The 26,368-nt window shown below is 34.2% G+C and carries 25 protein-coding genes and 1 pseudogene; 21 read left to right on the top strand and 5 right to left on the bottom strand.

The annotated features are described in order from the left end of the window. Positions 1 to 9 precede the first annotated feature (9 nt). The 13 genes from SJY24_RS02215 (at position 10) to SJY24_RS02155 (ending at position 13,654) form a co-directional block, all read left to right on the top strand. Positions 10 to 1,947, top strand: a complete 1,938-nt coding sequence (locus SJY24_RS02215; RefSeq protein ID WP_377863598.1) for a VirB4 family type IV secretion system protein — start codon at positions 10 to 12, stop codon at positions 1,945 to 1,947. A 4-nt stretch (positions 1,948 to 1,951) separates the two neighbouring features. Further along, a complete protein-coding gene (locus tag SJY24_RS02210) occupies positions 1,952 to 3,079 on the top strand; it encodes a bifunctional lytic transglycosylase/C40 family peptidase (RefSeq protein ID WP_377863597.1) in 1,128 nt (375 codons plus the stop codon). Between the two features lie 27 nt (positions 3,080 to 3,106). Continuing rightward, a complete protein-coding gene (locus tag SJY24_RS02205) occupies positions 3,107 to 3,685 on the top strand; it encodes a MerR family transcriptional regulator (protein WP_377863596.1) in 579 nt (192 codons plus the stop codon). Between the two features lie 22 nt (positions 3,686 to 3,707). Continuing rightward, the gene (locus SJY24_RS02200; protein ID WP_377863595.1) at positions 3,708 to 4,604 is read left to right on the top strand and encodes a hypothetical protein; all 897 of its coding nucleotides are present in this window, start codon (positions 3,708 to 3,710) and stop codon (positions 4,602 to 4,604) included. Between the two features lie 260 nt (positions 4,605 to 4,864). Then, complete coding sequence (locus SJY24_RS02195; RefSeq protein ID WP_377863594.1) at positions 4,865 to 5,125, top strand: hypothetical protein; 261 nt, start codon at positions 4,865 to 4,867, stop codon at positions 5,123 to 5,125. Continuing rightward, entirely contained in the window at positions 5,118 to 6,311 is a 1,194-nt protein-coding gene (gene mobP2, locus SJY24_RS02190; protein WP_377863593.1) for a MobP2 family relaxase, read from the top strand. The genes SJY24_RS02195 and mobP2 overlap by 8 nt, the downstream gene beginning before the upstream one ends. Further along, positions 6,312 to 6,743 carry a hypothetical protein gene (locus tag SJY24_RS02185; RefSeq protein ID WP_377863592.1) on the top strand — a complete coding sequence of 144 codons (432 nt, stop codon included), beginning with the start codon at positions 6,312 to 6,314 and terminating at the stop codon, positions 6,741 to 6,743. A gap of 42 nt (positions 6,744 to 6,785) precedes the next feature. Continuing rightward, positions 6,786 to 7,061: a hypothetical protein gene (locus SJY24_RS02180; RefSeq protein WP_016093911.1), complete on the top strand. Its 276-nt coding sequence runs from the start codon at positions 6,786 to 6,788 to the stop codon at positions 7,059 to 7,061. After that, positions 7,054 to 9,564, top strand: coding sequence for an LPD25 domain-containing protein (locus SJY24_RS02175; RefSeq protein ID WP_377863591.1), 2,511 nt, complete (start codon positions 7,054 to 7,056; stop codon positions 9,562 to 9,564). Before SJY24_RS02180 ends, SJY24_RS02175 begins: the two co-directional genes overlap by 8 nt. Before the next feature lie 351 nt (positions 9,565 to 9,915). After that, positions 9,916 to 10,893 (top strand): DUF3991 domain-containing protein, encoded by a 978-nt coding sequence (locus tag SJY24_RS02170; RefSeq protein WP_377863590.1) that lies wholly within the window; start codon positions 9,916 to 9,918, stop codon positions 10,891 to 10,893. Further along, positions 10,886 to 11,548 carry a restriction endonuclease gene (locus SJY24_RS02165; RefSeq protein WP_377863589.1) on the top strand — a complete coding sequence of 221 codons (663 nt, stop codon included), beginning with the start codon at positions 10,886 to 10,888 and terminating at the stop codon, positions 11,546 to 11,548. Before SJY24_RS02170 ends, SJY24_RS02165 begins: the two co-directional genes overlap by 8 nt. A 505-nt stretch (positions 11,549 to 12,053) precedes the next feature. Beyond that, on the top strand, positions 12,054 to 12,812 hold the full coding sequence (locus tag SJY24_RS02160) for an alpha/beta fold hydrolase (protein ID WP_377863588.1): 759 nt from the start codon (positions 12,054 to 12,056) through the stop codon (positions 12,810 to 12,812). Next, positions 12,809 to 13,654 carry a DUF2785 domain-containing protein gene (locus SJY24_RS02155; RefSeq protein ID WP_377863587.1) on the top strand — a complete coding sequence of 282 codons (846 nt, stop codon included), beginning with the start codon at positions 12,809 to 12,811 and terminating at the stop codon, positions 13,652 to 13,654. The genes SJY24_RS02160 and SJY24_RS02155 overlap by 4 nt, the downstream gene beginning before the upstream one ends. 343 nt (positions 13,655 to 13,997) lie before the next feature. Here SJY24_RS02155 and resA read toward each other — a convergent pair whose 3' ends face one another. After that, a complete protein-coding gene (resA, locus tag SJY24_RS02150; protein ID WP_377863586.1) occupies positions 13,998 to 14,525 on the bottom strand; it encodes a thiol-disulfide oxidoreductase ResA in 528 nt (175 codons plus the stop codon). Between the two features lie 600 nt (positions 14,526 to 15,125). Here resA and SJY24_RS02145 point away from each other — a divergent pair. Both SJY24_RS02145 and SJY24_RS02140 read left to right on the top strand, forming a co-directional pair. Then, entirely contained in the window at positions 15,126 to 16,043 is a 918-nt protein-coding gene (locus tag SJY24_RS02145; protein WP_377863635.1) for a DUF3991 domain-containing protein, read from the top strand. Then, positions 16,036 to 16,698, top strand: a complete 663-nt coding sequence (locus SJY24_RS02140; protein WP_377863585.1) for a restriction endonuclease — start codon at positions 16,036 to 16,038, stop codon at positions 16,696 to 16,698. The genes SJY24_RS02145 and SJY24_RS02140 overlap by 8 nt, the downstream gene beginning before the upstream one ends. Positions 16,699 to 16,908: 210 nt before the next feature. Here SJY24_RS02140 and SJY24_RS02135 read toward each other — a convergent pair whose 3' ends face one another. After that, positions 16,909 to 17,061 carry a ribbon-helix-helix domain-containing protein gene (locus SJY24_RS02135; protein ID WP_262720434.1) on the bottom strand — a complete coding sequence of 51 codons (153 nt, stop codon included), beginning with the start codon at positions 17,059 to 17,061 and terminating at the stop codon, positions 16,909 to 16,911. A gap of 782 nt (positions 17,062 to 17,843) precedes the next feature. Here SJY24_RS02135 and SJY24_RS02130 point away from each other — a divergent pair. Beyond that, entirely contained in the window at positions 17,844 to 18,338 is a 495-nt protein-coding gene (locus tag SJY24_RS02130) for a hypothetical protein (RefSeq protein WP_377863584.1), read from the top strand. A 709-nt stretch (positions 18,339 to 19,047) separates the two neighbouring features. Here SJY24_RS02130 and SJY24_RS02125 read toward each other — a convergent pair. Together SJY24_RS02125 and SJY24_RS02120 are read right to left on the bottom strand one after the other, a co-directional pair. Further along, positions 19,048 to 19,518, bottom strand: coding sequence for a DUF6773 family protein (locus SJY24_RS02125; RefSeq protein WP_262720432.1), 471 nt, complete (start codon positions 19,516 to 19,518; stop codon positions 19,048 to 19,050). Continuing rightward, on the bottom strand, positions 19,515 to 19,715 hold the full coding sequence (locus tag SJY24_RS02120) for a helix-turn-helix transcriptional regulator (RefSeq protein WP_262720430.1): 201 nt from the start codon (positions 19,713 to 19,715) through the stop codon (positions 19,515 to 19,517). Before SJY24_RS02120 ends, SJY24_RS02125 begins: the two co-directional genes overlap by 4 nt. A 519-nt stretch (positions 19,716 to 20,234) precedes the next feature. Between SJY24_RS02120 and SJY24_RS02115 the strand changes: the two genes are divergently transcribed. The 3 genes and pseudogenes from SJY24_RS02115 (at position 20,235) to SJY24_RS02105 (ending at position 22,973) form a co-directional block, all read left to right on the top strand. Then, entirely contained in the window at positions 20,235 to 20,513 is a 279-nt protein-coding gene (locus SJY24_RS02115; RefSeq protein WP_377863583.1) for an AbrB/MazE/SpoVT family DNA-binding domain-containing protein, read from the top strand. Between the two features lie 246 nt (positions 20,514 to 20,759). After that, positions 20,760 to 20,825 (top strand): annotated as a pseudogene (locus SJY24_RS02110) (transposase); the annotation flags it as partial. Positions 20,826 to 21,797: 972 nt separating this feature from the next. Further along, positions 21,798 to 22,973, top strand: a complete 1,176-nt coding sequence (locus SJY24_RS02105; protein ID WP_088010093.1) for a hypothetical protein — start codon at positions 21,798 to 21,800, stop codon at positions 22,971 to 22,973. A gap of 431 nt (positions 22,974 to 23,404) precedes the next feature. On the opposite strand, the gene SJY24_RS02100 is transcribed toward SJY24_RS02105, so the two are convergent. Then, positions 23,405 to 23,758, bottom strand: coding sequence for an SdpI family protein (locus SJY24_RS02100; RefSeq protein ID WP_377863356.1), 354 nt, complete (start codon positions 23,756 to 23,758; stop codon positions 23,405 to 23,407). Between the two features lie 349 nt (positions 23,759 to 24,107). On the opposite strand from SJY24_RS02100, the gene SJY24_RS02095 reads away from it, so the two are divergent. Together SJY24_RS02095 and SJY24_RS02090 are read left to right on the top strand one after the other, a co-directional pair. Beyond that, a complete protein-coding gene (locus tag SJY24_RS02095) occupies positions 24,108 to 25,544 on the top strand; it encodes an IS4 family transposase (RefSeq protein WP_377863582.1) in 1,437 nt (478 codons plus the stop codon). A 200-nt stretch (positions 25,545 to 25,744) separates the two neighbouring features. Further along, on the top strand, positions 25,745 to 25,993 hold the full coding sequence (locus tag SJY24_RS02090) for a hypothetical protein (RefSeq protein ID WP_377863581.1): 249 nt from the start codon (positions 25,745 to 25,747) through the stop codon (positions 25,991 to 25,993). Positions 25,994 to 26,368 lie beyond the last annotated feature (375 nt).

Below are 26,368 nucleotides of genomic sequence, written 5' to 3'. Positions count from 1 at the left end.
GGAAACAATATGTTTGCGTTCAAAAGTAAAAAATCCAAAAAGGAAAAACAAGAAGAACTAAAAAAGAAGAAAGGTTACAACCCTTATTTATTGGCTAAAGTTCAGCCACAAGGGGGAATCAGTTTTAAAGAAAATTATGTTCAAACAGGTGATGGATTAGGTACTTGTATTCATGTTTTTGATTATCCAACAGAAGTAAATGATTTTTGGTTAGAGCAAATTATGAATATGCCGAATGTGATTACGACATTAGATGTAATGAGTGATGATCGAAAAGAAGTCGTTGAATCTATTAATAAATCCATGAGTGAACAAAGTGTTCGGCATGATACAGCAAAGGATAATATAGATCGGATTGATGCAAAAAATGAATTTTTAGAATTGGAAGCTCTCTATACGGATTTGAAACAAGGTGAGGTCATGAAACGTATTCATATCCGTATCTATGTTTCCGCTAGAACAATAGATGAGTTAGAAAAACAAGTAAAAGAAATCATGGAAACATTAGAATCTTATAACTTTCGAGGAGCTGTCTTTTTAAATGAACAAGAGTATGAATGGGATGCACTCGTAACGAGCTTTGATACACAAAAAAATTATGTGAACCGAAGAAAAGGTAAAGAAATTCCAGCAGTCAGTTTGGCTGGTGGGTGTCCATTTCACTATTCTTATTTGAACGATCCATACGGTACGTATTATGGGACAACGAAAACAAAAGGAAATGTTATTTTTGATATTTTTCATAAAGATGAACAAAGAAAGTTTTATAACGGTGTAATGATTGGAAAGCCTGGTGCTGGAAAATCAACATTACTAAAAAAGAAATCAGTAGACTATGCAAGTAAAGGTCATTTTATTCGTATTTTTGACATTGTAGGTGAATTCGAGGAAACAGTACGTGATCTGAACGGGAAAACAATTGCATTAGATGGTTCGCAAGGTCAAATTAACCCACTTCAAGTATATAAGACAGCAGAACTTGAAGAAGTTAGTTTCACTCAACATCTATCTAAACTAACAATTTTTTATCGATTCATTGCGCCAGAAGCAAAAGATGATGAAATTAAAGAATATGAAAATTTGCTTCGTAAATTATATATTCGAATGAGATTATGGAATGATGAAAAAGGAGCGAAAAATGAAATTACAACAAGAAAACCAAATGAGTATCCCATTTTCTCAAACTTTTTATCTTTTGTTCGTGATGAATTATATGAGAATGTAGAAAATAGAAAACACCATGAGAATTTAGGAGAAAGCAGAAAACATCGTCTAGAGTTGATTGAATTAAATCTTGTAAATTTAGTAGAAGCATATGCACAATTATTTGATGGTCATTCCACTATTGAAAACTTTAAAAAAGAACAAGTTGTATCGTTTTCCTTACGAAACATTTCAAATTTTAAACCGGAAGTATTCCAGGCGCAAATTTTTAATGTTTTTAATTTAATATGGGATGAAATGATATCCAATGGTGCGCCACAATTAGAGGCATATACTAAACAACAACTTGCTTTTGAAGATGTAATTCGTTATTTCATTATTATTGACGAGGCGCATCATATAATAAACACGAAAAAAGAAAGCGCTCATGCTTTACAATTTTTAACTAAATTTAGCCGAGAAGATCGAAAATATTTTGCAGGGCTTTTATATGCAAGTCACACGATTCGAGATTTTGTACCGGAAGGATCTTCACAAGAAATGATTGATGAAATTAAAAAGCTATTTGAACTTACACAGTACAAATTTATCATGCAGCAAGATAATAACAGTTTAGATATGTTACGAAAAGTATTTGCAGGACAATTAAGTGAAAGTGAGATTGCAGCGATTCCACATTTGCCAACAGGGGATGTCATCTTAAGTATTGGGGCTGTAAAAAACATTCACTTCCATGTAGAAGTAACGGACGAAGAATTGATGTTATTCGGGGGAGGTGCTTAATACCATGCATCTAGTTTTAAAGATTATACCAAAGAAATGGCTCATCACTTTAGCACTAATTGTGATGGGTCTTTTTTCTGTTCTTCTACTTGGAGTAATAAGTATTTTTATTGCGGCAATGGGTGGAGAGAGTGGAACAGACACAGGTGATATTACGTATACAGGTGAAGGGCAAGTCATGAATGTTTCGCCTGAAGTTCTAAAATGGGAACCTACGATTCGGAAGCATGCGAAAGAGTTTGGCGTGGAACCGTTTGTTGCTTTAATGCTTGCACAAATGATGCAGGAAAGCGGAGGTCGAGGTAGTGATCCGATGCAATCATCAGAGGGTGCATTTAATACGAAATATTGTAAATCACCAAACTGTATTACTGATCCCGATTACAGCATATGGGCTGGCGTACAGGAGTTTAAACATGCGATAGAAAGAGCTGGTGTAACGAGTCCTGGTGACATGGATCATATCAAAACAGCCCTCCAAGCGTACAACTTCGGAACAGGATTTTTTGATTTTGTTAACTCAAATGGTGGTAAATATACAAAGGAATTAGCGATAAAATTCTCACAGGAGCAATACAAAAAAGTAGCCCACACGGGTATGTATCATTGTCTTGGACCAGAAGCCGTACCGTATCAAGCGTGTTATGGCGATATCCTGTACGTCGATGCGGTTTTGAAATATTATCAACCGGGTTCTGTCGTTTCTGGTGGTGGAGGAAATCCAGGAAGTGGAGGAAGTAGCGGTTCAAAAGTTGCCGATGTAGGTCGTCAATGGATAGGGCGTTCTACATATGTATTTGGTGGAGGACGTAACACAAATGACATTGCAAGAGGGATTTTTGATTGTAGTAGTTTTGTACGCTGGGCATTCGAACAAGTAGGAATGTATACCAGCCCAATAGGAGAGGTAAGTACGGAAACATTAAATAGAATCGGTACAAAAGTATCAGCAAATGATATGAAACCGGGTGATGTTATTTTCTTTGATACCTATAAACATGACGGGCATGTTGGCATTGTAATTGATAAAAACACATTCATTGGATGCCAAACAAATAAAGGTGTTTCCATTGAAGATTTAAATAATCCGTATTGGCAAAAAGTCTTTTCTGGTCATGTAAGAAGGTTCTAAAAATTGAAAGAATAGGAGACTAAAAGAATGAAAGATAAGCGAAAATCTTTGTTTATTGTGTTTGTCATTTTAGTTATAGGTGTGACAGATTTTAATATCTATTTGAGCAAAAAATCGATGAGTGATGGCAAAGAAAAACAATTAAAACTTTCAAATGAATTACTAACAAAACAAAATGAAGATTTAAAAAACCGACTGGATAAGGTACTTCCTTCCGCACAAGAACAACAAAGAAGGGCGTATTTATCGACAGCCGAAACGTTTATTCAATTATCATTTCATCGAGAAAAAGAAGGCTACAGTGAGCGAAAAGAAAAAGCAAAATCCATTATGAGTGAAGAACTTTTACAACAATTTTATCCAACTGATAAATACGAATTAGGAGATACGTATAAAACGAAACCAATAGAAATGAAGTTTTATTTACAAAAAAATGAACCAGATAAAGAGGAGGTAAATGTGTTAGCTGAATTTATAAATGTCACGACAGATTCAACGCAAAATCGAGAAGAAAAAGTAAACAATGTGTTGCGAATCATCATAAAAAAAGAAAAGGAAACATGGCGAGTTACGAGTGTAGAAGAACTCAATATGAAAGTTTTATAACGAAAAAAGGTGGGGTGAGAGTGTGATAGGTGCAATTAGTAAGAAGAGTGAAAGAATCAATCTAAGAAAAAATAAGTCGTGGATTTACCTAGCAATTATCAGCTTTCTATTTATCGGTTTTTTCGCTTTCTTGACATCTAAAATTTACATGCCGAACGATGAAAAACTATTCCATACGGAAACAAATAAAGTAATCAAGTTGTCGGGGATGGGAAAAATGATTGTAGAACAAAGGGAATACAATCCACACAAAAACTTTATACAAATTCGCTTTCGAATAGAAGGGTATGAGGAAACAGGATTTACGTTTAAAGCACAAGAAAAAGCAAAGTCTGGTGTTCAATTACCTGTCAAAGTGTTGTATGAAGAGAACGGAAATTATGTGGTGGAAGTAACAGAGTTATCTCCGAATTGGGGAGCGTTAGCCTTTGATATTTACAATAAAAACGGTGAAAAAGAACAAATGGATATTCGTAAATTCACGCAAGATGTTAACGAATATGAAGAAGAGAATGCAGCAACAAAAAGTCCGAATAAACTTGTTCAGTCGATTTTTACCGATCAAAGAAAAACAAAAGCAAATGATGAATTGTTAGCTGAAGACAAAAAAATATATGAGCTAGATTTTATAGAAAGAGACAAAAAAGATATTGAAACAAAGATCAAAAATTATGGGAAAGCAATCAAACTGGAAGAAGAAAATGCGAAGACAGTTTATGAAAAAGTAAAAGAACTAAAAGATGAAATGAAGTACCAAACCGATGCAGAAAAAACAGAAACGCAATCGAAAATAGCATCCTTAGAATCTAAAATAAAATCATCAGAAAAGAACGTGGAATTGTTTAAAGGGGAACAAAAAATTGCACGAGATAAGATCAAAAAATTAGAAGAAAAGGCACAAGAAATTAATAAAAAGTGAAAAAAGCAATGTCGTCAGTGAGTGCTCACCAGTGAAATTTGAGTACTCACTGAGTGCTCATCTGTTTGTTTTTGTATCGTCAGTGAGTACTCATCAGTTTGATTTGTGTCATCAGTGAGTACTCACCTTGGAGGTTTTCTTGTTCCCATCGTTTCGCTAGGCTCCGCCTAGCTTCACACCTTAGGTGGGAACAAAAACCCCTTATGCTCTTCTCACTATTTTTTGATCTCTACCCAAAATTGCAGAAAGGAGAGGGAAAAGTGGAAATTAGAATAAGAGAAGTAGATCCAATTGCCGTAAAGAAAATAGATGAAATTGCAAAGAGGAAAGGATTATCTCGGCAAAAATTTTTGAAAGCTCAAATTGAAATGCTCGCATTTTTTCATCAACAAAATAAAAGGGAAATGGAATTAGAAAATCTTATTGAAAAGAACATCCATATGATGAGTGATTGTTATAGCGCAATGGAAAAAATGAATGAGTTTATTCAAATGATGATGCAGGATGTTGAAAATGAATAATGCCGTTCCTGTTCAGTCTTCCGTCACACCAGGTGTTGTTTTAAAAACGAAATTTGTGTTGCCAAGTTCGGATGCATTTCAGAACTATATTGATTATGTAGATCGGGAGGAAGCGAAAAGTGAAGTGAAGCTGAATCCGAAAATGTTCGAAACGTATCAAGACTATATGGGGAATTCAGAAAAGACATCGGCACTATTTACGGAACACGCAAATCGCTTAACAGAAAGTGAAAAAAAGTCCTTAAAGGAAATGTTTAAAACCGCCCATGAGAATGGAAGTATCATGTGGCAAGATGTCATTTCTTTTCATAATCCCTGGCTAGAGAAACAAGGAATTTATGATGAGAAAACAAAAACATTGGATGAAAAAAAGTTAATGGATGTAACACGGCTTGCGATGAAGGAAATGCAAAAAAAGGAGGGGTTGGAAAAAAGCTCTATCTGGTCGGCAGCCATTCACTTTAATACGGATAATATTCATATTCATGTAGCAACTGTTGAACCTTTTCCAACGAGAGAACGTGGCAAAAGAAAACCCAAAACATTGGATGCAATGAAGGGGAAAGTCGTAAATAATCTATTAGATCATAAGCAGGAACAAAAACAAATTAATGATCTGATTCGAAACAATATGGTGGGAAAGAAAAAAGAGGATTCCGTTTTTGATTGGCGTAATCAACATCTGAAACCGTTGTTTTTACAAATCTATAAACAGTTACCAAGTGATAAAAGACAGTGGCAATATAGCTACAATACGATTCAACCATTAAAGCCTGAAATTGATGAATTAAGCAGTCGATATATTCAACATCATCATAAAAAAGATTACGATCAATTTCTAAAAAAGTTAGATAAAGAAGTGCAAGTTTTTAAAGAAGCATATGGGGAAGGAAAGTATGATAAGAAGCAATATGAAAATTATAAAACGAATAAAATCAATGACCTATATAAAAGAATGGGGAACGCCTTTTTACAAGAAATGAAGGCATATGATAAAGAACAAAAGAGAATCCATCACACGAAAAAATCAAAGTCGTTTCAAAAATTTCAACAGAATGTATCTATTCAGTATTCTATGAGGAAAGTGGAACGTGCTTTTAAAAGTGAATATGAAAGCTGGAAGAACCAAAAGTATTATGAGCGTTTGCAAAAAGAAAGTGCATACCAAAATGAGAGGGGTTATTAAATGAGTACAATTAGAAGACAGGTAACGATGGATCAAGAGACAGAGGATTATTTAAAGGATTACATGGAGGAACACGGAATTCGATATACAGGGGAAGCAATGGGAAGAATTTGCAAGGAACATGAAGCAGCCAAAAATACAGAATGGTCATTAAATTATATAACGGAAGTGGTATCGAATAACTTACACGATGTGTTAAAAAGTGAGCTAACAAAAATTCGTCTTGGTGCCAATAGTACGGATAGAAATACGCAAATTTTAATTGAGTTATTAAATGGTTATTTCTTTTTAGAGGGCGTAGATAGCCTTATTACAACTGATAAACAAGAGATGGGAAGTGTGAAGATAGCAAAAGAAGTCGTAGCGGAACGAATTAGTCATGCGAGACAAAAACGCATAGATCATGAGGCATCAAAGAACAATGTAACGTAAGCTACATTGTTTCTTTTTATAAAAAAACAGGAGGTTATTTAGATGTTATTATTTCGTGAAGATATCGCATTAGGAGTCATTAAAGAAATTGGAGAAGATGAAATTGTATTACTTGTAAAAGAGGAAGAACTAACAATTAAAATTACAAGAGAACAAGTGAGAGAACTGGCAATCCATGTCATGAATCAAGAAAATATGTTAGTTCCGGTTAATGTAAAAACTCATGAGCTTTTCTTTGATACAGCTGAGAGATGGAATGAAGAAGAAATGGAGGAATTGCAAAGAGCAAGTGAAAGAGTAGGAGAAGATCATGAGTAAAAATTATAAGAAAAAGTATCAAACAAAATCACCGGAAGAAAAGAAAGAAGCGGTGCAAGCTTTAACAAAAAAGATGGAAAAAAGCATAGAAGGCTATTTTCGTACACCGGGAGATTTAAAAGATTATTTATCGTTTATGGCAAAAATTTATCAGTATTCACCATCTAATATTTCATTAATACAGAGTCAATTTGAAGGAGCCAAGGCAGTTGGTTCCTTTTCTTTTTGGGAAGAAAAAGGGTTTGCGGTTAAGAAGGGTGAGAAAGGAATCCAGATCCTTGTTCCAAACCGAACTATAGCAAAATTTAAAGACAAAGAAGGCACTTGGAAAACAGTAACTAAAGCAAATGAGGAAGAGAAAAAACAAATTGAGTCTAAAAGCGTAGAAGTGAAACCAGGTCGCTTATATTTTGCTGTCGGCCATGTGTTTGATGCGTCTCAAACAAACGTAAAAGCAGAAGACCTCCCTCGTATTTTTCCGAATCGCTGGTTAGAAGGTAGTGTGAAAGATTACAAGAGTTTGTATAGAGGAATGGAAGCCGTTGCGGAAAAGAACGGTGTGAAAATTATTGAACCAAAAGCAGAGCTGGGTGTCGCAAAAGGTGTGAGTTATACCCTAACAAAAGAAGTTGCCTTGAATCCACGAAACAGTGAATTGCAAAATGTAAAAACCCTTCTTCATGAATTGGCACATGCCAAACTTCATACAGCAGAGACATATTTGAACTACACAGCACCAGAAAAAGAGTTCCAAGCAGAAATGACAGCTTATGCCGTTTCTTCTTATTTCGGGATTGATACAAGCGAATATTCTTTAGGGTATTTAGCGAGCTGGACACAAGGAAAAGAGATGAAAGATAAAACGAAGCTATTGAAAGAAGTACATGAAACGTCGATTGAATTTGTTGAAACAATTGAAAACACACTAGAAAAGGAAAAAGAACAAATAAATGAGAAAGAGGTGGAAAGTGTGGCAAATAGAAATGAAAAACAGGACGAAAAAAATATTTTATTGGTCGAATTTATGAGTTTAAGTAACACGACACAAGAGCTTGTTTCTGTTGCAGAGTTAAGGGAACAAGCGGATAAAAACCGATCGTTTGAGCCCGTAGAAGGCGCAGAAAAGTTGAGTGATAAAGAATTTATTGATGCATTTAACGAAGCGAATCAAGAAAAGTATGCAGCACTAAATAAAGATGAAATTACTCGTCCAACTATGTTAGTTCAGTGGAGCGAAAACGAAAATTTTAAGGGTAGTCAGTTGATTCCATTTGGAGAGGCCAATGAAAAAATGGCTGAAGTCATTACAAATATTGAAAAAGCAAAAGAGGAAGCAAGAGAAAGAGATGAATATGTACCATATGATAAAACTCGTTATCATATTGCCATTCCAAAAGAAGTAGATAGAGATTTTGGGAGAATGGAGCTTGTGAGTATGGATCGTTTGGATATGGGGGATGGGGACTACAAGACACCGTATGAACAAGTATTAAACGAGAAAAGGTATTTATCGGATGAAGTAAAACAAGCGTTACGAGATGAGGTAGTGAATCATAGAAATAACAAAGAAATACCGATGGAAAAAGCACAACAAAATACAGTAGAAAAATCGAAAGAGACACCAAACCACTTAGTTACAATTGAAATATTAGCAAATGGTATGCAAGATGAAGAACTGGCAAGAATCCACATGATGGATGCCGTTACGAAAGATATAAATTATTTGTCTGTATGGAATCAAGATAAAACAAATCGGGATGATTTATACGTTTCCCTCATGGAAAAGAACGGGAAACGAGAAAATGTCTATTTAGATAACATTTTGAAACCAGATTTATATGAAAAGGTTCAAAGTTCTATCTTTGATGGAAGAGGAAATTTGTCATTTATTATTCATGAAAAGGATGCAAATATGAGTCTAGATGAAATCGTAAAAGATGAACGATATGGACTCTTAGTTGATAAAGCGGAGGAACAAAAAGATCACTCATTTAATGAAAAAGAAGTGGAATTGTATAAAGAAATGAAAAAGGAAGGATATGCACCTATTGCTTCTCTGGATCAGAAAATTCAGCCTTCAGAAGAAAAGGAACTAACTTCCTTAGATAAAGATTTAAGTCGGAAATTCGAAGCATACAGACGTTCACAGCATGAAGAAACACCAGATGATATTGATAGCATTGTCACTCGTGTAAAGGCTGAAGAGCGATATTATACAACAAAGTATGTCTCGATTGATAATGAGTTAGTAAGCCAGGAACACGTTGTGAAATTAGAAAGCCAGGTGGATGAGAAGCTTGGGAAAGAGGGAATTACGGTGAATCAGTCCACAACTTCAAGTCAAATGGATATGGATAAGAAATATCAGCCGTTAAACGGGAAACAAACTCATAGCAAAGAAAAAAACGAAGAGCCAGAGCCTATTGCCTCAGGTAATGTAGAACAGTCGAAGGCTACAAAGAAATCAAGTAGAAAAAGAGAAACAATGGAAATGGAACGATGAAAAATTTTATAACCGGAGAACCAGATTAATTCATTTTTTGTTACTCAATTGAGATAACGGAGAGTGATTTTTTTATATCTAAAAATGAAAGAGGGTAAAAGTAAAAGCCCTCTTTCTTGTTTGTAGAACGAAAGGGGTGAATGTCATGAATGTATGGCTGTTTTCGGGCTGTATGTTCCTTGTAGCTGTCTTTTTGAACATGTTGTTGTTATTTGGTCAAAGAATCTTGGGAAAGCTGAGAATCAAGAAACGGGACCACAAAACTGAAATTGCAGATTAATAGGAAAGGACTATGAAACGGAATAGTCCTCTTTTTTATTTCATTTTATAGAGTGAAGGGGGGATTCCGTAATGGCACATGTCAGTACGGAGGATACGATGAAAGCAAGAAAAGTTGACTTGATTTCATATCTGGAAGCAAAAGGAGAAACGTTTAAGAAAGAAGGAAACTATTATCGTCATACGGAACATGACAGTCTCATCATTAAAGGGAATCAGTACGCCTGGAATAGTCGAGGGGAAAAAGGGTATGGAGCGATTAGCTTTGCCATGATGTACTATGACATGACATTCCCTCAAGCTGTGATGGACATTCAAAAGGGGGATTACAAAGAGTTGGATCGTTCAAAAGCTGAAGAAGAACGCAAAAAAGAGCAGCAGCCATTTAGTTACCCAAAACACCTGGAAGTAAATAAGCAAACAGAGATAAAAGAATATCTAGTTCATGAACGGAAAATAGATTCTCGCCTGGTGAATTGGCTAATTAAAAAGGATCTCATCGCCCAGGATAAGAAAAATAATGTGGTGTTTAAATGGAGGGAAGAAGGAGGCAAAGGGCAAGTCATTGGTATGAACCGTCAAGGTACAGTGAAAATGGAGAATAAAAGAGGAAGCTTTAAGCAAATTGTCCCGAATTATGAAAAAATCAATGCCGGTTTTACGGTTGATGTAGGTAAACCGGATAAAATTTATTTTTATGAAGATCCAATCGACATGTTATCTCATTGGAGTATTAAACAAAATAATATCCAAAACTCTCGCCTGGTTTCTATGCATGGATTGAAGTCAAAAACAGTGATTCAATCTTTAATGGATGCGAAAAAAGAAGGGCACGATATTAAAGAGGTCATTATGGCAGTTGATAATGATAAGGCTGGGAAAGACTTCATTCAGACGATGAAATGCTTTGTAGATCTTAAAGAGGATATTCCAACGAATGAAAAAGATTGGAACGATGTCCGGAAGAAACAAGTGAGTGAACAACAGCCAAAAGAAACAGCTCAACCAAAGAAAATAAAATTAATCAAAGAGGTGGAAAGAAGTGTCTAATCTACCATCTATGCCAAACATACTACAGATTTTGATTTATAGTTTTATCCTTTACGTACTTTTTCATATTTGTAAATTTGTGTACCGGAAGATCCAGGAGCGTAGAATGCTGAAGCGAATGGCGAAGTCCAGTATTCGCTTTATAGACAAAATGGACGGACATCAATTCGAAGTATACCTAAAAGCTCTCTTTCGAGAGTTGGGTTATTCTCCAACAGTCACAAAGCAGTCAAATGATTTCGGGGCGGATCTGGTATTGAAGGGGAAGAATCGTATTGTAATCCAGGCGAAACGCTACGGGATGAAAAATAGAGTTGGTATTAGTGCCGTACAGGAGATATATGCAGCACAAGCCTATTACAAGGCACATGAGGGCTGGGTTGTAACGAACAGTGTGTATACAAGGCAGGCGAAAGAATTGGCGGAAGCTTGCAATGTAAAACTAATAGATCGTGTAGACCTTCAGAAATTGATTAATAAATTCAATCCCGAATATTCGGCTGAAGATGTGTATCAAGGGGTAACACCTGCAGAACGGAAATGTCCAACATGTAAACATGATTTAGTGATTCGTAATTCAAATAAAACCGGAAATAAGTTTTTTGGTTGTTCTCAATACCCTACATGTACACATACAGAACCAATCAATACATGAGCTGTGATGAAAATCCGGCTCTTTTTTTATTTGCATAAAGAATAAATGAAAAAATCAGTTTAACTAAAAAATGACCTTTCAGATTTATTTGTAAGGGTTTTTGAAGGAGGTATTAATATAATAAGTCGTATTTGTTATAGAAACGCATGTAAAGGGAGAGAGGGAATTTAAATGCGTTTTTAGGTTTTTTAGGGAAAATAAAAAGGGGAGTCATTATTTACGACTTAACCCTTTGTCTACGATCTGATGAATTGCTTCATTTCGATGGTTTATTTTTATGTACAGAACATCAAATAGATTTCGGCGATTCAGTGTGAAATGTTTAAAACGACAAAAAACTTGGAAGTAAGCAAATTATCAATTGGTATTCCACAGATTTTTTTTGGAGTGGTTTCAGCTGAAGTTACAAAATAAAAAACGGGAAAGTTCGCAAAAAAATACAATAATCAAATTATTATGGAAATATTGATAGTGTGAAGCTTATAATTGAACTGGGTGATTAAAAGTGACTATACAAAATGAAAAGATAATTGATATCTGTGATAACCGCAGACTATTCAATAAATATTCACGTAACAGTATTCCAAGCGTAATCTTCATAGCAGGGTTAGGCGATAGCTATGAGACATGGAAAAAAGTCCAAGACCGAATATCGCAAAAAACATCAACCTTTTCCTATAACAGGTCTGGTATTGGCAGGAGTCAAGTCGCATCCGTCCCGACGACTTGCTATGATCTAGTCGAGGAGCTCAACGAATTGTTGCTAGCGCTTGAAGTGGAGAAGCCCTATATATTGGTGGGGCATTCTTTTGGTGGTTTGGTCGCTAGATTATATGCCAGCCTTTATCCACTAAACATCTGTGGTATGGTTTTGGTTGACGCTGCACCGGAATATAAAGAACTTGCCTATGAAAAGGTTCTACCCGAAAATCTGCTTGCAAGAAATAGGAAATATTACGAGAATCCTATGTTGAATAGTGAGAAGATTGATAAAATACAAAGTTATAAGCAAATCGTTGATCATTCAAAGCAAAGTAACCTCCCTCTTGCAATTATTACAAGAGGTTTACCTGACAATGTTGAAGAGGGATGGCCATCTCAAGAAATATTGGAAATTGAGCAAAGACTCCAAGCAGAATTCCAATGGCTATCAACGTCGAGCAAGTACCGGATTGCTAGTCGAAGTGGACATTATATTCATCATGATGAACCAGAAGTTGTTATAGAGGAGATTATGTTAATGTTGAAGGAGATGGGGAAATGAGCGATACAAGGATTAAATTGATGCTGGATTTACAAAGAATTGAGAAGGATGAGTATCAGTTACGCGAAGGTGAGCAGCATCAAGATTTCTTACCTTTGTTACTTCAATATATTGGCGATCCTCAGCCAGAATTACGGGATAACCTGATTTATTCGATGTTTTATATGTGGATTAAGGAAGAGAATAGATTCAGTGAAGAGGAGTTACGAAGCCTCTTAACTGTTCTGACTGATGAGAACCATTTGTTCTATAATATTGGTAGCGAGGATGATCAGTCAGTTTTTACAAGGACGTTCTCTGCCTTACCTATCGCTTTGATTGTACAACGCCACAGACAGAATCCATTTTTTAATCAAGCGGAAATTGAGCAATTAATGCATGCGATGCTCCGTTATTATAAAGAGGAGAAGGATCTGAGAGGTTACCTTTCAGTAGGAGGCTGGGCTCACAGCGCGTCTCATGGTGCGGATGTTTTTGTTGAGCTGGTGCAGTGCGAGGAGAGCAGCGTCGCAATGCTGCGTGAGGTTCTTGTCGCTATTTCTGGCATGCTTCATAATGTTAGACACATTTTTAGCGATGAGGATGATGAGCGGTTGGTAAACATCGTGGATACGATGATTGACAAAGAGTTACTTCCACATCAAGAAATCGCTGATTGGATTAGCGGCTTAGCGCAATGCTGCAATTTACCGAGAAGTCGCAGTCAGGTGATTGCTCGCGTGAACAGCAAGAATTTTTTACGCAGTCTCTATTTCAGAAGGGGAGAAGATAGCCGAGGGAATGAGCTTAACACGGTCATACTTGGTACTGAGGCAATATTGAACAAGTTTTCTTTCAGTTAAAGGGTTAGAGGGCCGTCCCCATCGCTATCAACTTAAGAAACACATTTTTCCCCAAAACGTTAAAATTAAACTTTTGTACTATAAAAAATATAGAATTTCCGTTTAGGGGATACTTTAAAATCTTAGCTTGATGGCGATACTCCTTTATGAACTTTCCGATTTAAAAACAAATTTACGAGGTGGTAAAAAATGAATAACACTGAAATCAAAACAATGATGGATCTTTATAAAAAATGGAGCAAAGAAGATTACAAGTAAAATTTGATATAAAATAAAAAAGGAGCTGTGCATATATCAAACAATTCCTTGTTAATTACTCTTTTTAATAATTATGCTTGTTTTATTAATGTGTGATTTGTTTCATCCATCCCTCTAACATCTTCTCATCCATTTCGCCAACATTCTTTTTGATGACTTTTCCCTTTGAATCTAATAAATAGGTTGTTGGTACTGTTGTAACTTGATATTTTTTACTCACTTCACCTTCAGTATCTATAACAACCGGAAATGATAACTCTTTTTCTTTTATATATTTCTTCACATCAGTTTCTGGCTCTTGTAGGTTAATTGAAATGATTTCTATGTTTTTATCTTTGTATTGCTTATATATATTTTCAAAGGCAGGCATCTCTCTTTGACAGTAGTCACACCAAGTTGCCCAAAAGTTAATGATGACACCATCTTTTGTTATATTATTTATTTCAACCTTTTCATTATCAATGGATTTTAGTGCAAAATACGGAGCCTTATCACCTTCTACAACGTTAGGATATCGTTCTTTTATTATCCCTTCGTATATTGCATATCCAATAGCTGAAACCAGTGCAACAATAATAAGAATTCTAATAGTACTCTTTCTGCCCCTTTTCATTTTATATATCCCCCTCCTATCATCTAATTGTATAACATATCAGCTCCCAATAAGGCAATAATTGTTAAATATATTTTTGATACAAGGGGTACCCCCACACGCCCATCAACTTAAGAATTTTATAACACTCCCAAAACAAAAAATTGTACATTCCATATCCATTTCATAACCTCCTGTGTATGTAATAATTATTTTACAAATGAATATATCTCCACTTATTAAACTTAATATAATAGATACTGTTTACGGAACACATTTAAAATCGATGATACATTAAGTTTATGGAACACAATTGAAGAAAGAAGCATAACAGTTAAGAATTGGGTATTTTTCCCATCCCCTTGAAATGGGGGGATAAGAAAAATATATCGTGAAAATTCCTTATAAATAAGGGTTTTAAGGTTACTTTTAAAAAATATACATTTCAAAATATGTACAATTGCATTGACACGTTTCAAATGTTATTAAGTTGTATTTTTGAAACGGAAAATTCTAGTTTTTCAGCTATGTCATAAAGTGTACTTTTTGACACAACGTATTATTTTTTAATTAACCAGGCTTAATCCCCCATTTCGGGGCGATGGGCAAAAACATCCATATCTGGAAGCAAAGGGAGAAACGTTTAAGAAAGAGGGAAACTATTACCGTCATACGGAACATGACAGTCTCATCGTTAAAGGGAATCAATACGCCTGGAATAGTCGTGGCGAAAAGGGCTATGGAGCGATTAGCTTTGCGATGATGTACTATGAAATGACATTTCCGCAAGCTGTATTAGAAATCAATAAAGGGGATTACAAAGAGTTTGATCGTTCAAAAGCTGAAGAGGAACGCAAAAAAGAGCAGCAGCCTTTTAGTTATCCAAAACACTTAGAGGTGCCGAAACAAACAGAAATCAAGCAATACTTAATTGATGAGCGGAAAATAGATCCTCGCCTGGTGAACTGGCTGATTAAAAGGGATCTTATCGTCCAGGATAAGAAAAACAATGTCGTGTTCAAATGGAGAGAAGAAGGTGGCAAAGGGCAAGTAATTGGAATGAACCGTCAAGGCACTGTAAAAATGGAGAATAAAAGAGGCAGCTTTAAACAAATCGTCCCGAATTATGAAAAAATCAATGCAGGTTTTACGGTTGATGTGGGTAAGCCGGATAAGATCTATTTTTATGAAGATCCAATCGACATGTTATCTCATTGGAGCATTAAACAAAATAATATCCAAAATGCTCGCCTGGTTTCTATGCATGGATTGAAGTCAAAAACAGTGATTCAATCTTTAATGGATGCGAAAAAAGAAGGGCACGATATTAAAGAAGTCATCATGGCAGTTGATAATGATAAGGCTGGGAAAGACTTCATTCAGACAATGAAATGCTTTGTAGATCTTAAAGAGGAGATTCCAACGAATGAAAAAGATTGGAACGATGTCCGGAAGAAACAAGTGAGTGAGCAACAGGCAAAAGAAACAGCTCAACCAAAGAAAATAAAACCAATTAAAGAGGTGGAAAGAAGTGTCTAATCTACCAAAAATGCAAAACATATTACAAATTTTGATGTATGGTTTTATCCTTTATGTTCTTTTTCGTATTTGTAAATTTATGTACCGGAAGATCCAAGAGCGAAGAATATTACAGCGAATGGCTAAGTCTGGTATTCGTTATATAGATAAAATGGACGGACATCAATTCGAAGTATACCTAAAAGCTCTCTTTCGAGAGTTGGGTTATTCTCCAACAGTCACAAAGCAGTCAAATGATTTCGGAGCGGATCTGGTATTGAAGGGGAAAAATCGTATTGTCATCCAGGCGAAACGCTACGGGATGAAAAATAGAGTCGGCATCAGTGCCGTACAAGAGATATATGCAGCACAAGCCTATTACAAAGCACATGAGGGCTGGGTTGTAACAAACAGTGTATATACAAGACAAGCAAAGGAATTAGCGGAAGCTTGTCATGTAAAACTAATAGATCGTGTAGAACTTCAGAAACTGATTAATAAAATTAATCCCGAATATTCGGCTGAAGATGTATATCAAGGGGTAAAGCCTGCAGAACGGAAATGTCCAACATGTAAACATGATTTAGTGATCCGTAATTCAAATAAAACCGGAAATAAGTTTTTTGGTTGCTCTCAATATCCTACATGTACACATACAGAACCAATTAATACATGAGCTGTGATGAATATCTGGCTCTTTTTTCATTTGTTTAAAGAATACATGAAAAAAAATCAGTTTAAATCAAAAATGACTCTTCAGATTTGGTTTTATAGGGTTTTGGTGTAATCGTTAATAAGTCGTATTTATCCTAAAAACGCATGTAAAGGGAGAAACGGACTTTAAATGCATTTTTAGGTTTTTTGAGGAAAATAAAAAGGGTAGTCATTATTTACGACTTAACCCTTTGTCTACGATCTGACGAATTGCTTCATTTCGATTCTTTAGCTTATTTTCATGCCAATAATTTTCTATTTGCTTAACTTGTTCTTTTGTAAAAGTAACTAAGATTTGAGTGTACTTGTCTTTATTTCCAAACATACTTAAATCGGAGGTTTCTCTATTATTTTTTAACCTATTATCACACACCCTGATCATACAATCGAAACAAATTGTTTTCAGTAGCTAACGAATGGATGATTAAGGTTAACCCATAATAGACAAATTACTTAATAAAAATAAACAAAACGATATTTATAAACTCAATAAATCGATTCTGGAAATAAAAGTAAGGTTATGACCTATTTTTACACATATCTTGGCTGTACCCCATTCTGGGTATAGCGAGCCGAAGCGCTTCGAGCGACCAAGCGTCGGAAAGAAAGAAGTGGACTATCGATTCATAGTGACGCGGGAGATATAGCCAGACTGCGAATGATGGCTCTGAGGCCCAAATGATCCGCTTGGATCATGAGGCCGACGACGATTACCACAAACCACTACTTGTAGGTGGCTTTTCGGGAAAAGCAGGGACGGAAGGCAGACAAGTCTTCATCTATAAATTTCAACATGGGCTTGTTCGATCGTACTGAAATAGGGTAAACTTACAACGTAACCCTTTCTTGCGATCTGATCTCCTTTCTGGTGTGGAAACCTTAGGGTATCATGGATTCGCTTGATTGGGTTATTTTACTGTGCCTTTTTTCGACGAGAAACTTTTCACTGACTAGAACATATGATAAATTGAAATAAACATCATCGGGATCATTGTTAAGGTATACCGCTTGCTTCATACATGGCAGCCTGATAAGTGAAAATTATCACATTTTATTCGGAAATCTGGTAAGCTCACACAAAAAAATTTATTCGAAGGGATGATGGATGTGAAAGCTGCACCAAGGCGTACTTTTTCAGTCTGGCTGTTGATTGGTCTTCATTTATTTTTGGGAATAGGCGCAGTTTTGGGGGGGGCGGTACTGGTGATTGAACCGAGCGGAAGCTTGCTAGGGATGCCCACCGACATTATGCAAATTGAGCTATTTCCCGACTATCTTATTCCTGGAATCATTCTCTTGGTGTTCATGGGGATCTTTCCGTTAATCGTCGCCTGGGGATTAATTACGAGACGGGAATGTAAATGGGCTGATCACTTAAATGTATTCAAAAAATTGCATTGGTCCTGGGCTTATTCCTTGTATATTTCGATTATTTTAATTATTTGGATCTCGGTGGAGAATTATATCTTGAATGCAGTTGCAATTGTCCATCTTTTCTATATTGGGCTTGGCTTGGCCATTCAGATTGTAACGGTATTGCCACAAGTTAATGAAGCGTATCTGAAAGAGCGGGTGGAGAATGAAGTCGAGATCGAGAATTGATTCGGTTCAAGGATAGTATGCGAGAAATAGAGGGATGAAGCGAAGCCAACGTTCATTGGCAAGTACTGCTGATTCATGGGAAAGCATGTTTTCGGAGTTTCTGTCAAGATGTGGACAACGAAAGGGATAAATGGGGCATTTTTGTAATCTGGACATTGAAAAGTTCTCGTTAAAAAATGTTCGCATAGAAAAAATAACCCAATCAGCAAATCTGTGATATTCTAAAGGCTCTCACACCAGAAAGGGTTACTGTGGTCTGTGTAGCAATGGAACAAAATCACGCAACAAGCATTAGCGGACATTAAGAGCCTATTTCTATAAGGAACCAGGCTCCTTTTGTATAGAGATAAAAATGTTGTTAAATTTTCTCTTTATAAAAATAAAACCCTTCCTACAATTCATTTGTTAGAAGGGGCACGGCAACGCTTACTATTCTTAGGGACCATTCGCAAGTTTAAGTTAACAGAATTGGAATTCCGTTAACTTTTTATATTGATTTTGACAACATTTGTTTACAGAGCACGGATAAATCATTATGAAAATAAGTTTACGGAACTAATTTTTAATGAGTGGCCCGAAAAAGAAAGAATCATTACCTTGCCCCATAATGGTATAACTAAAATATGATCTCAATCATAAAATCAATTACTTCTTCTTTCGCTAAAGCACCTGTTTATTTAAGTGTATTTATTCACAAACGTTTATTTCATTATACTTCATCATCATCTTCAAATTGTTCCTCGATTTTTTTTATTCTTTTTTGATTTACCCAACTGATAATCATATATATCAGGAAAGTTGATAATGTAGAAACTAAGAAACCAACAATTAATGTAACTCCATACCCTTCACTGATTTCCGAATTAGAATATTGAATAATTGCTATTACTGCTGTAATAACAACCCCATTTATAAGACTATTTATGATGATACTCTTATTTTTCTTTTCTTCATTTAAGAATATTTTATTCCCAACAAAAATATTCCTAATTAAAATGTAAAAAGATGCTCCGAAAAAAGCTATAAATTCAGTAGAATACCCTAAAAAGTCAATTCTAAGTACAAACTGCTTTACTAATATCGAGCCTAAAAGAAACAACATCAAAAGCTGAAAAGCTTCATTTGTTATTTTTCGTTTTAGTGCTTGAACTCTCTCATCTATAACTATGTTATTTTTCATTTTTCTTCCTCCCAAAATAATTCATCCAAAGTTTTCCCTAATACTTTACATATTGAGATACAAAGGTTAAGGGTAGGATTATAATTCCCAGATTCAATCATACCTATGGTTTGGCGTGTAACACCAACAGCTTTAGCTAAATCTGCTTGTTTCATATCACATTCAATACGAGCCATTTTCATACGTTTATTTTTCATACAATCCTCCTTACAATGATAATGTATAAAATAATTAACTTTTTGTCAAATATATATTGCATTTTGTTGATTATATAATACTTTTTTTGTTTTCTGGGTGTTTTTGCCCATCTCCCGAAAAAGAGGAATAAGATAGAAAACACCAATTAATAAACAATCGATGTAACAAAAAGGTAGAAGTTTTATATTGTGTTAAATTATTTTTGAGACAGATTTTAGTTACATCTAAATTCAATACAATCTAGATTAGAATTTAAGACGAAAAAATGTAACAAAAACGAACGCGTTTATGTTCCAAATCGAATAACTAAGGATGAAGCATAAATTCGTACATAAATTATATGGAATATTTTGTATTAACACCCCTTTTCGGGGATGGGCAAAGAAACCCTTTAAAGAATTTCTTGTTATGATCGTCTGTTTTTGGTTTATTATGTTTCTCATGTATGGCGAAAGCCTGTTACAATAGTCAAGAATAACTTGGGTACAAATTGATAATGAAATGGGGAAAGAGACTAGATGAAAGCAACCGGAGTGACTAGAAAAGTAGATGAATTAGGGCGTGTAGTAATACCAAAGGAACTTAGAAATACGCTTGGGATTAAAGAAAAATCACCATTAGAGATTTTTGTAGAAGGTGAAGACATTGTTTTACAGAAATATCAGCCTGGTGCTGTTTGTCTATTAACAGGAGAAGTGTCAAATCGTAACATAGCATTAGCAAAGGGTAAGATAACATTAAGTTCAGAAGGTGCTGAACTATTAATAAAAGAAATAGAAAAGTATCTTGTAAAATAAGTGCTCCTTTCAAGGGGCTTTTTTAGTAAAAATATTTAAAATTTCACGTACTGTAATATTTAATAAAAAAAAGATACATAATCAATAGTCTACATTGAATCTTATGTTGAATTAATCCGCTAAATAGATACTGTAGTGTTTGTTTAGGATAGATTTCTTGCGAAATATGTCCTTAAAGCAATGTTTCAATTTAAATGTGATACGATAGTTATATATTCGTTTTGCTAGTAAAGAAGATGAGTGTCGATGAAAAACCACATAAAAGTAAATGGAAAAATCCTTCAAACAAATAAAAAATGGTCACATCTCAGGCCTCACGATACCATTTCGGGAAAATTGTACGTTTAGACACAATTTGGACATATTTCAGGTGTTTCCTGTACCTTAAGAGACATCTGTCCAGAAAATCCTATATTTATGAACAGAGGGTAAAACTCAATAATATCAACGTTTTCTGACTATAATCATGTTCATAAAATGTGTAAACAAATCAATGTTCAATTAAGCTTAGGTTTTTATCTTTCTGAACATATATTTATCTTTAAAAATACTGTAAGGATAAGGTTTTGTAGTCCTTAGCGTACAATTTTCCCAGAATGATATGGTGACCCCTTTAAGGTTTTGAATAATTTTAATGTTTGCTTTCATTTGCTACCCTATTTCCCTTTCTTTAAAATAGATTTTAATGTTAGTTTGAAACAAAGTTTAATCAAAGTCAAAATAGTATTTTATATGAATATTATTAAAAAATCTATCAACATATTTCATCGCATCTTTTTTATAAACATCGTAACATTATTTTTAATACACAACCTGCCATATTGCCATCAATTTAAGAAATGTATTTTTCTCTAAAATGAAAAATCGAGCTGAGCTCCTATGGACAACTATGAAAGGATGAAATTTTCGTTTTGGGGATACTTCAGAAGTTTAGGTTGATGGATGTGTGGCGAGACCCCTACATAGGTAATTTTATCGAGGACATGATAAAGAACCAATTTAATGGATGGGATAAGAAAAATAATACGAGGAAACTTACATTATTTTATGTTTTTTAACTAAATAATGCTTTGAAAATAATCTTGACTATTTTTTATGTGACAACTTCCTTCCTAATAGTTTGATAATCTTACGGAATAAAATAGCAACATAACTGTTTTTTGAGTTACTATATAAATTTAGGGTATCACTAAAGGTAATATTATGTTTCCATATATTAACGATAATAATTAAATTTCACCCATTGAAATAGTTAAATAATGTATATTCATAAAGGAGAGTAGCATGAAAAGATTTTTAAAAATATTTGCGGTTTTATTCATAACATTTGTAGTGATTATTTTAGTAGCCATCGTCTTCAATAAGAATTATCATACAAAGTTTGAATCGTTGAATGAAACTGACCAACGAATGTTGCAAGAATTATCAACTATATATAAAAACTTTGAAGAATCTAGTGATAAACTTTGGGATGGCAAGTATCATTTTGAAAAAAAACCGTTAATTCTAATACGTACTAATAAAGATGGAGGAATGATACGTAAAGAAGCTTATGCTATAAATGTGAAGCAAATCGAAGACAGTGTATTCGCAAAGGAGATACAAGTCCCTAAATCCTTACATTTACCTAAGGTATATCGTTTAAGTCGTTTTGATCTTGGAACGCTTTCTACATGGTTTCCTTCAAATTTTGGAGCAGTAGATATTTCAAATAATCAGATCTTTTATTTGAAATATTATCCTAAAATGTTTAGTAATCCAGATTTATATTTTGATTTCCCTTCCTTTTTATTACATGAATCTTTTCATGCTTATAAACAAAAAGATTGGACATATGATGCAAATGGTGGAGAATATATTGATGATTATCCTGTAAAAAAAGAAAATTATGCGTTAATGGGATTGGAATTTAAGCTATTAGATAGAGCTATGATGGATAATAATCCAGAAACATTAAAACAAGTTTTATATGACTGGACTATTGTACGTAATTACCGCTATAAAAAATGGCCACAACTAGTTGGTGAAACAAAGGCAGAAGCGATAGAAGGCTCAGCACGGTACTTAGAATATCGTTATAGCAAATTAACTGGTGGAACCCTTATGGTACTTGCAAAGAAAGAAAAGCCTTATCATGTTACTTTTATGGAGGCATTCAATTTTATTGCCAATGGACAGGCGGAATCTCCAAGCTTCTTAGAAAGGGATATTCGATATGAGACTGGCTCAGCTCTAGAATTAATTATGGATAAAGCGAATGTTCCATGGAAAGAAGCCATTGAGGATAGTTCAACTAAACGAGGGAAAACACAATATGAAATTTTAAATGAATACTTTAAAATAAATGATCCTTCTATAAATGAAAGCAGAATAAAGGAAATTAAAGAGAGCAACAATTATGAGATTCTTTTAGAACAAGGGAGAAAATTAGTTGGAATAAGTAGCTCTGTGGGGCAGTAAAGAAATGTAATATGAAAAAGAATTTCCTTTGGAAAGCTTACTGAAGGGGATTCTTTTTTAGTTTATAGATATATGAAGAGTCTATATTGATGAAAATTTCACTTTTCTTATTTATTTTGCACTTCCTAACACAATTTCTTCTAATCCATATAAACAAGATTACTAAATGATAACGTACAAGAATCACTTAAATGCGTCCAAATTGTGTCTAAACGTACAATTTTCCCGAAATGATATGGTGACCCCATGCCCATCAACTTAAGAATTTTCACTACCCCTAAGTACAAAAAACATATTTCTTTCTAATGTCTATTCAAAAAAATGAATCATTTTTCAAAATAGATTCGTTTTTTTATCGTACAATATAAGTTTGTAAAGTATTTTTGATCGAACTTTTTTATAAAGATTCACAAATAATCCATACAAAAATTTTAGCTACATGGTTCTTCCAGTTTTTTTAGCTTATTCTCCACTCTAATAATCATACTGATTATTAGTAATAGCATAGATCCCATAATTAAAAGTATTGCAGTGGAAGGGTTATTTAAAAATAGGCTGATAATACTTCCTAGTATAATAATTATAAATCCATTTTGTATCATGATTTCAGCACTATACCTATTTCCAGCTTCCCAAAGTTTCATGTTTTTCATAGACCTAGTTGTTCGATAGCCATATATTGCATTAATATCTGTTGGTGGTCTTTTTTTCAATAGCAATGAAATTGATATAAAGATAATGCCAATTAACAGACTTACTCCTATATTCACAAGACTGTATATCATTTTAATCATCTCCATAAAATGTTATTATAAACTAATTATACCATTTCGGGTGTTTTGTGGCGACATTTTTACATTTATACAATTACTATCTGTGGCTTTAAAATAAAATTACGACGTGTAAAAAAAGATACGATGTTTGTTACTTTGCTTCTTTCAATTAAAGAATTCCAAGGGATTTTTAATCAAACTTTTTATAAAAGGGGAAAGTTCCTCCCAAAAGAGAGGAATCCATTTTGATTAATCTTTTTTTAGTCCCATGCCCATAAAATTAAGAAATTTTAATACTCTTAAGTACCAAAAAACGTTATTCTTTCTAAACAAGCTAGATTAGAAAGGATGACGTTTTCTTATGAATCTCTCGATTCAAGATGATCTACAACCATTTGCGAAAGAATTACAGCGATATGTTAAACCTGTATTTTTAGAAGAACTTGCACGAGAAATCGGATTTATAAAGCGACAACGTAAGTTTTCCGGCTCAGATTTAGCTAATATTTGTATTTGGATTAGTCAACGAGTGGCAAGTGATCCCTTAGTCCGATTATGTAGTAGGCTTCATGCAGCTACTGGTACTTTACTCAGCCCTGAGGGCTTAAATAAACGTTTAAATGATAAAGCAGTTCTGTTTTTAAAACATATTTTTTCTTTACTGTTACAACAAAAAGTATGCGAACAAACACAAATTTCTAACCATCTCTTCTCTTATTTTGGGCGAATTCGCATCCTAGATGCTACCGTATTTCAGGTGCCCAATGCTTTAGAGAATGTATATCCAGGCTCTGGAGGATGTGCCCAAACAGCCGGAATCAAAATTCAATTAGAATATGATCTACACAGTGGAGAGTTTCTTAATTTTCAAGTTGGACCAGGAAAAAATAATGACAAAACATTTGGTACGGAGTGTTTAGATACCTTACGACCGGGAGATTTATGCATTCGTGATTTGGGTTATTTTTCATTGGAAGACTTAGATCAAATGGATCAACGAGGTACATACTATATTTCTCGTTTAAAATTAAATACGAATGTATATGTGAAAAATCCAAACCCAGAATACTTTAAAAATGGTGCAATTAAGAAACAATCGGAATACATACAGATTGATGTGAAACAGATTTTGAAACAACTACAGCCTGGAGAAACATTTGAATTAAAACATGCTTATATTGGTGATAAACAACAACTGTTTGCACGCGTTATTTTTAATCGATTAACAGAAGAACAACTTCAAAAACGACGATCGAAAATCGCGAAAAAAGAAAAATCCCAAAATAGAACATACTCAGAAAAAAGTAAAATGGTAGCGGGATTAAACGTATACGTGACGAATACACCTTGGGAATGGGTTCCAATGGAACAGGTACATGAGCTATATACTTTACGTTGGCAAATAGAAGTTGTCTTTAAAACGTGGAAATCACTCTTCAAAATAGACCATTATCGTAATGTAAAACAGGAACGATTAGAGTGCCAATTATATGGAAAGTTGATTGCTATTTTCTTGTGCTCTTCTACTATGTTTAAAATGCGCCAACTTCTTTTGCAAAAGAGGAAAAAAGAATTAAGCGAATATAAAGCGATTGGGATGATCCAAGATCATTTATCACTGTTGTATCAAGCGATACAGAAAGACACCCAGGAAATAACAAAGATTCTAATCCGCCTATTCCACCTACTACAGAAAAACGGGCGGAAATCTCACAGATATGAGAAGAAAACAGTCTTTGATATTATGGGTGTCGTCTATGAGTATAGTGGATTTAAAAAACAAAAGAAAGCTGCATAATTTTTGAAATTTGGTTAATTGAGGTTTATTTGGCATGCTCATTTTTAAGGATAAAAAGTATTTTAAGAGTTTTTTAGTTTACTTGAACGAAAGTTCATTTTTTTTCGTTCTTAAGTTGATGGGCATGTATGGTGACCCCTTTTATATCATCTAAACTTAATGATTATCGTATGAGTTTATACGAGGAAGAAATAAAAATTGTGGAGTTAGCATCACAGGTTGATATAGAAGTTTATGAAAAAGTAAAGGGTATATTTGAAAGCATAGATAAAAAGATGTGGGATTTAATATGCTTTAAAGAGTGGGAAAGGGAAGATTATACAGAGGTATCAGAATTCTTACAGACCCACTTAAATTTTCTCGAAACGCACGTTATAACTGAACTAATGGAATTTAATAAGTACCTAGACCGGAAACTAAAAGATTACGGAAAAGAAACTTTACTGTAATAAGTTATCATAGTCTAGTAGGGGTCACCATATCAAAAAAAGAAAATTGTACGTTTAGACACAATTTATAGTAAGCAACAGCTAGTCTATAAACAAGCCATTTCTACAATTGCTACGTAATACATACTGGATTTATGTAAATACATCCCGATATTATACTATTACTATATAAACTATAATATAAGTAATTCTTTTTATTGTTATATATCTGTCATTTCTTGTTACAGAATCCTTATAATAAGGATTCTTTTTTTTGCATTAAATTTCTAAAAATAAAAAAAGATAAGATCGGAGAATACGATCTTATCTTTAGCACAAGGAGTAAACATAAGTGATAACCATCATATTTTTATTATACTTTAATTTTTGTTAATT

Origin of the sequence: Bacillus sp. R86525, assembly GCF_042466195.1 — a bacterium.
Classification (GTDB): domain Bacteria; phylum Bacillota; class Bacilli; order Bacillales; family Bacillaceae_G; genus Bacillus_A; species Bacillus_A nitratireducens.
Note: the sequence above shows the minus strand (reverse complement) of the source record. Positions and strands in the feature narration are given on the sequence as shown.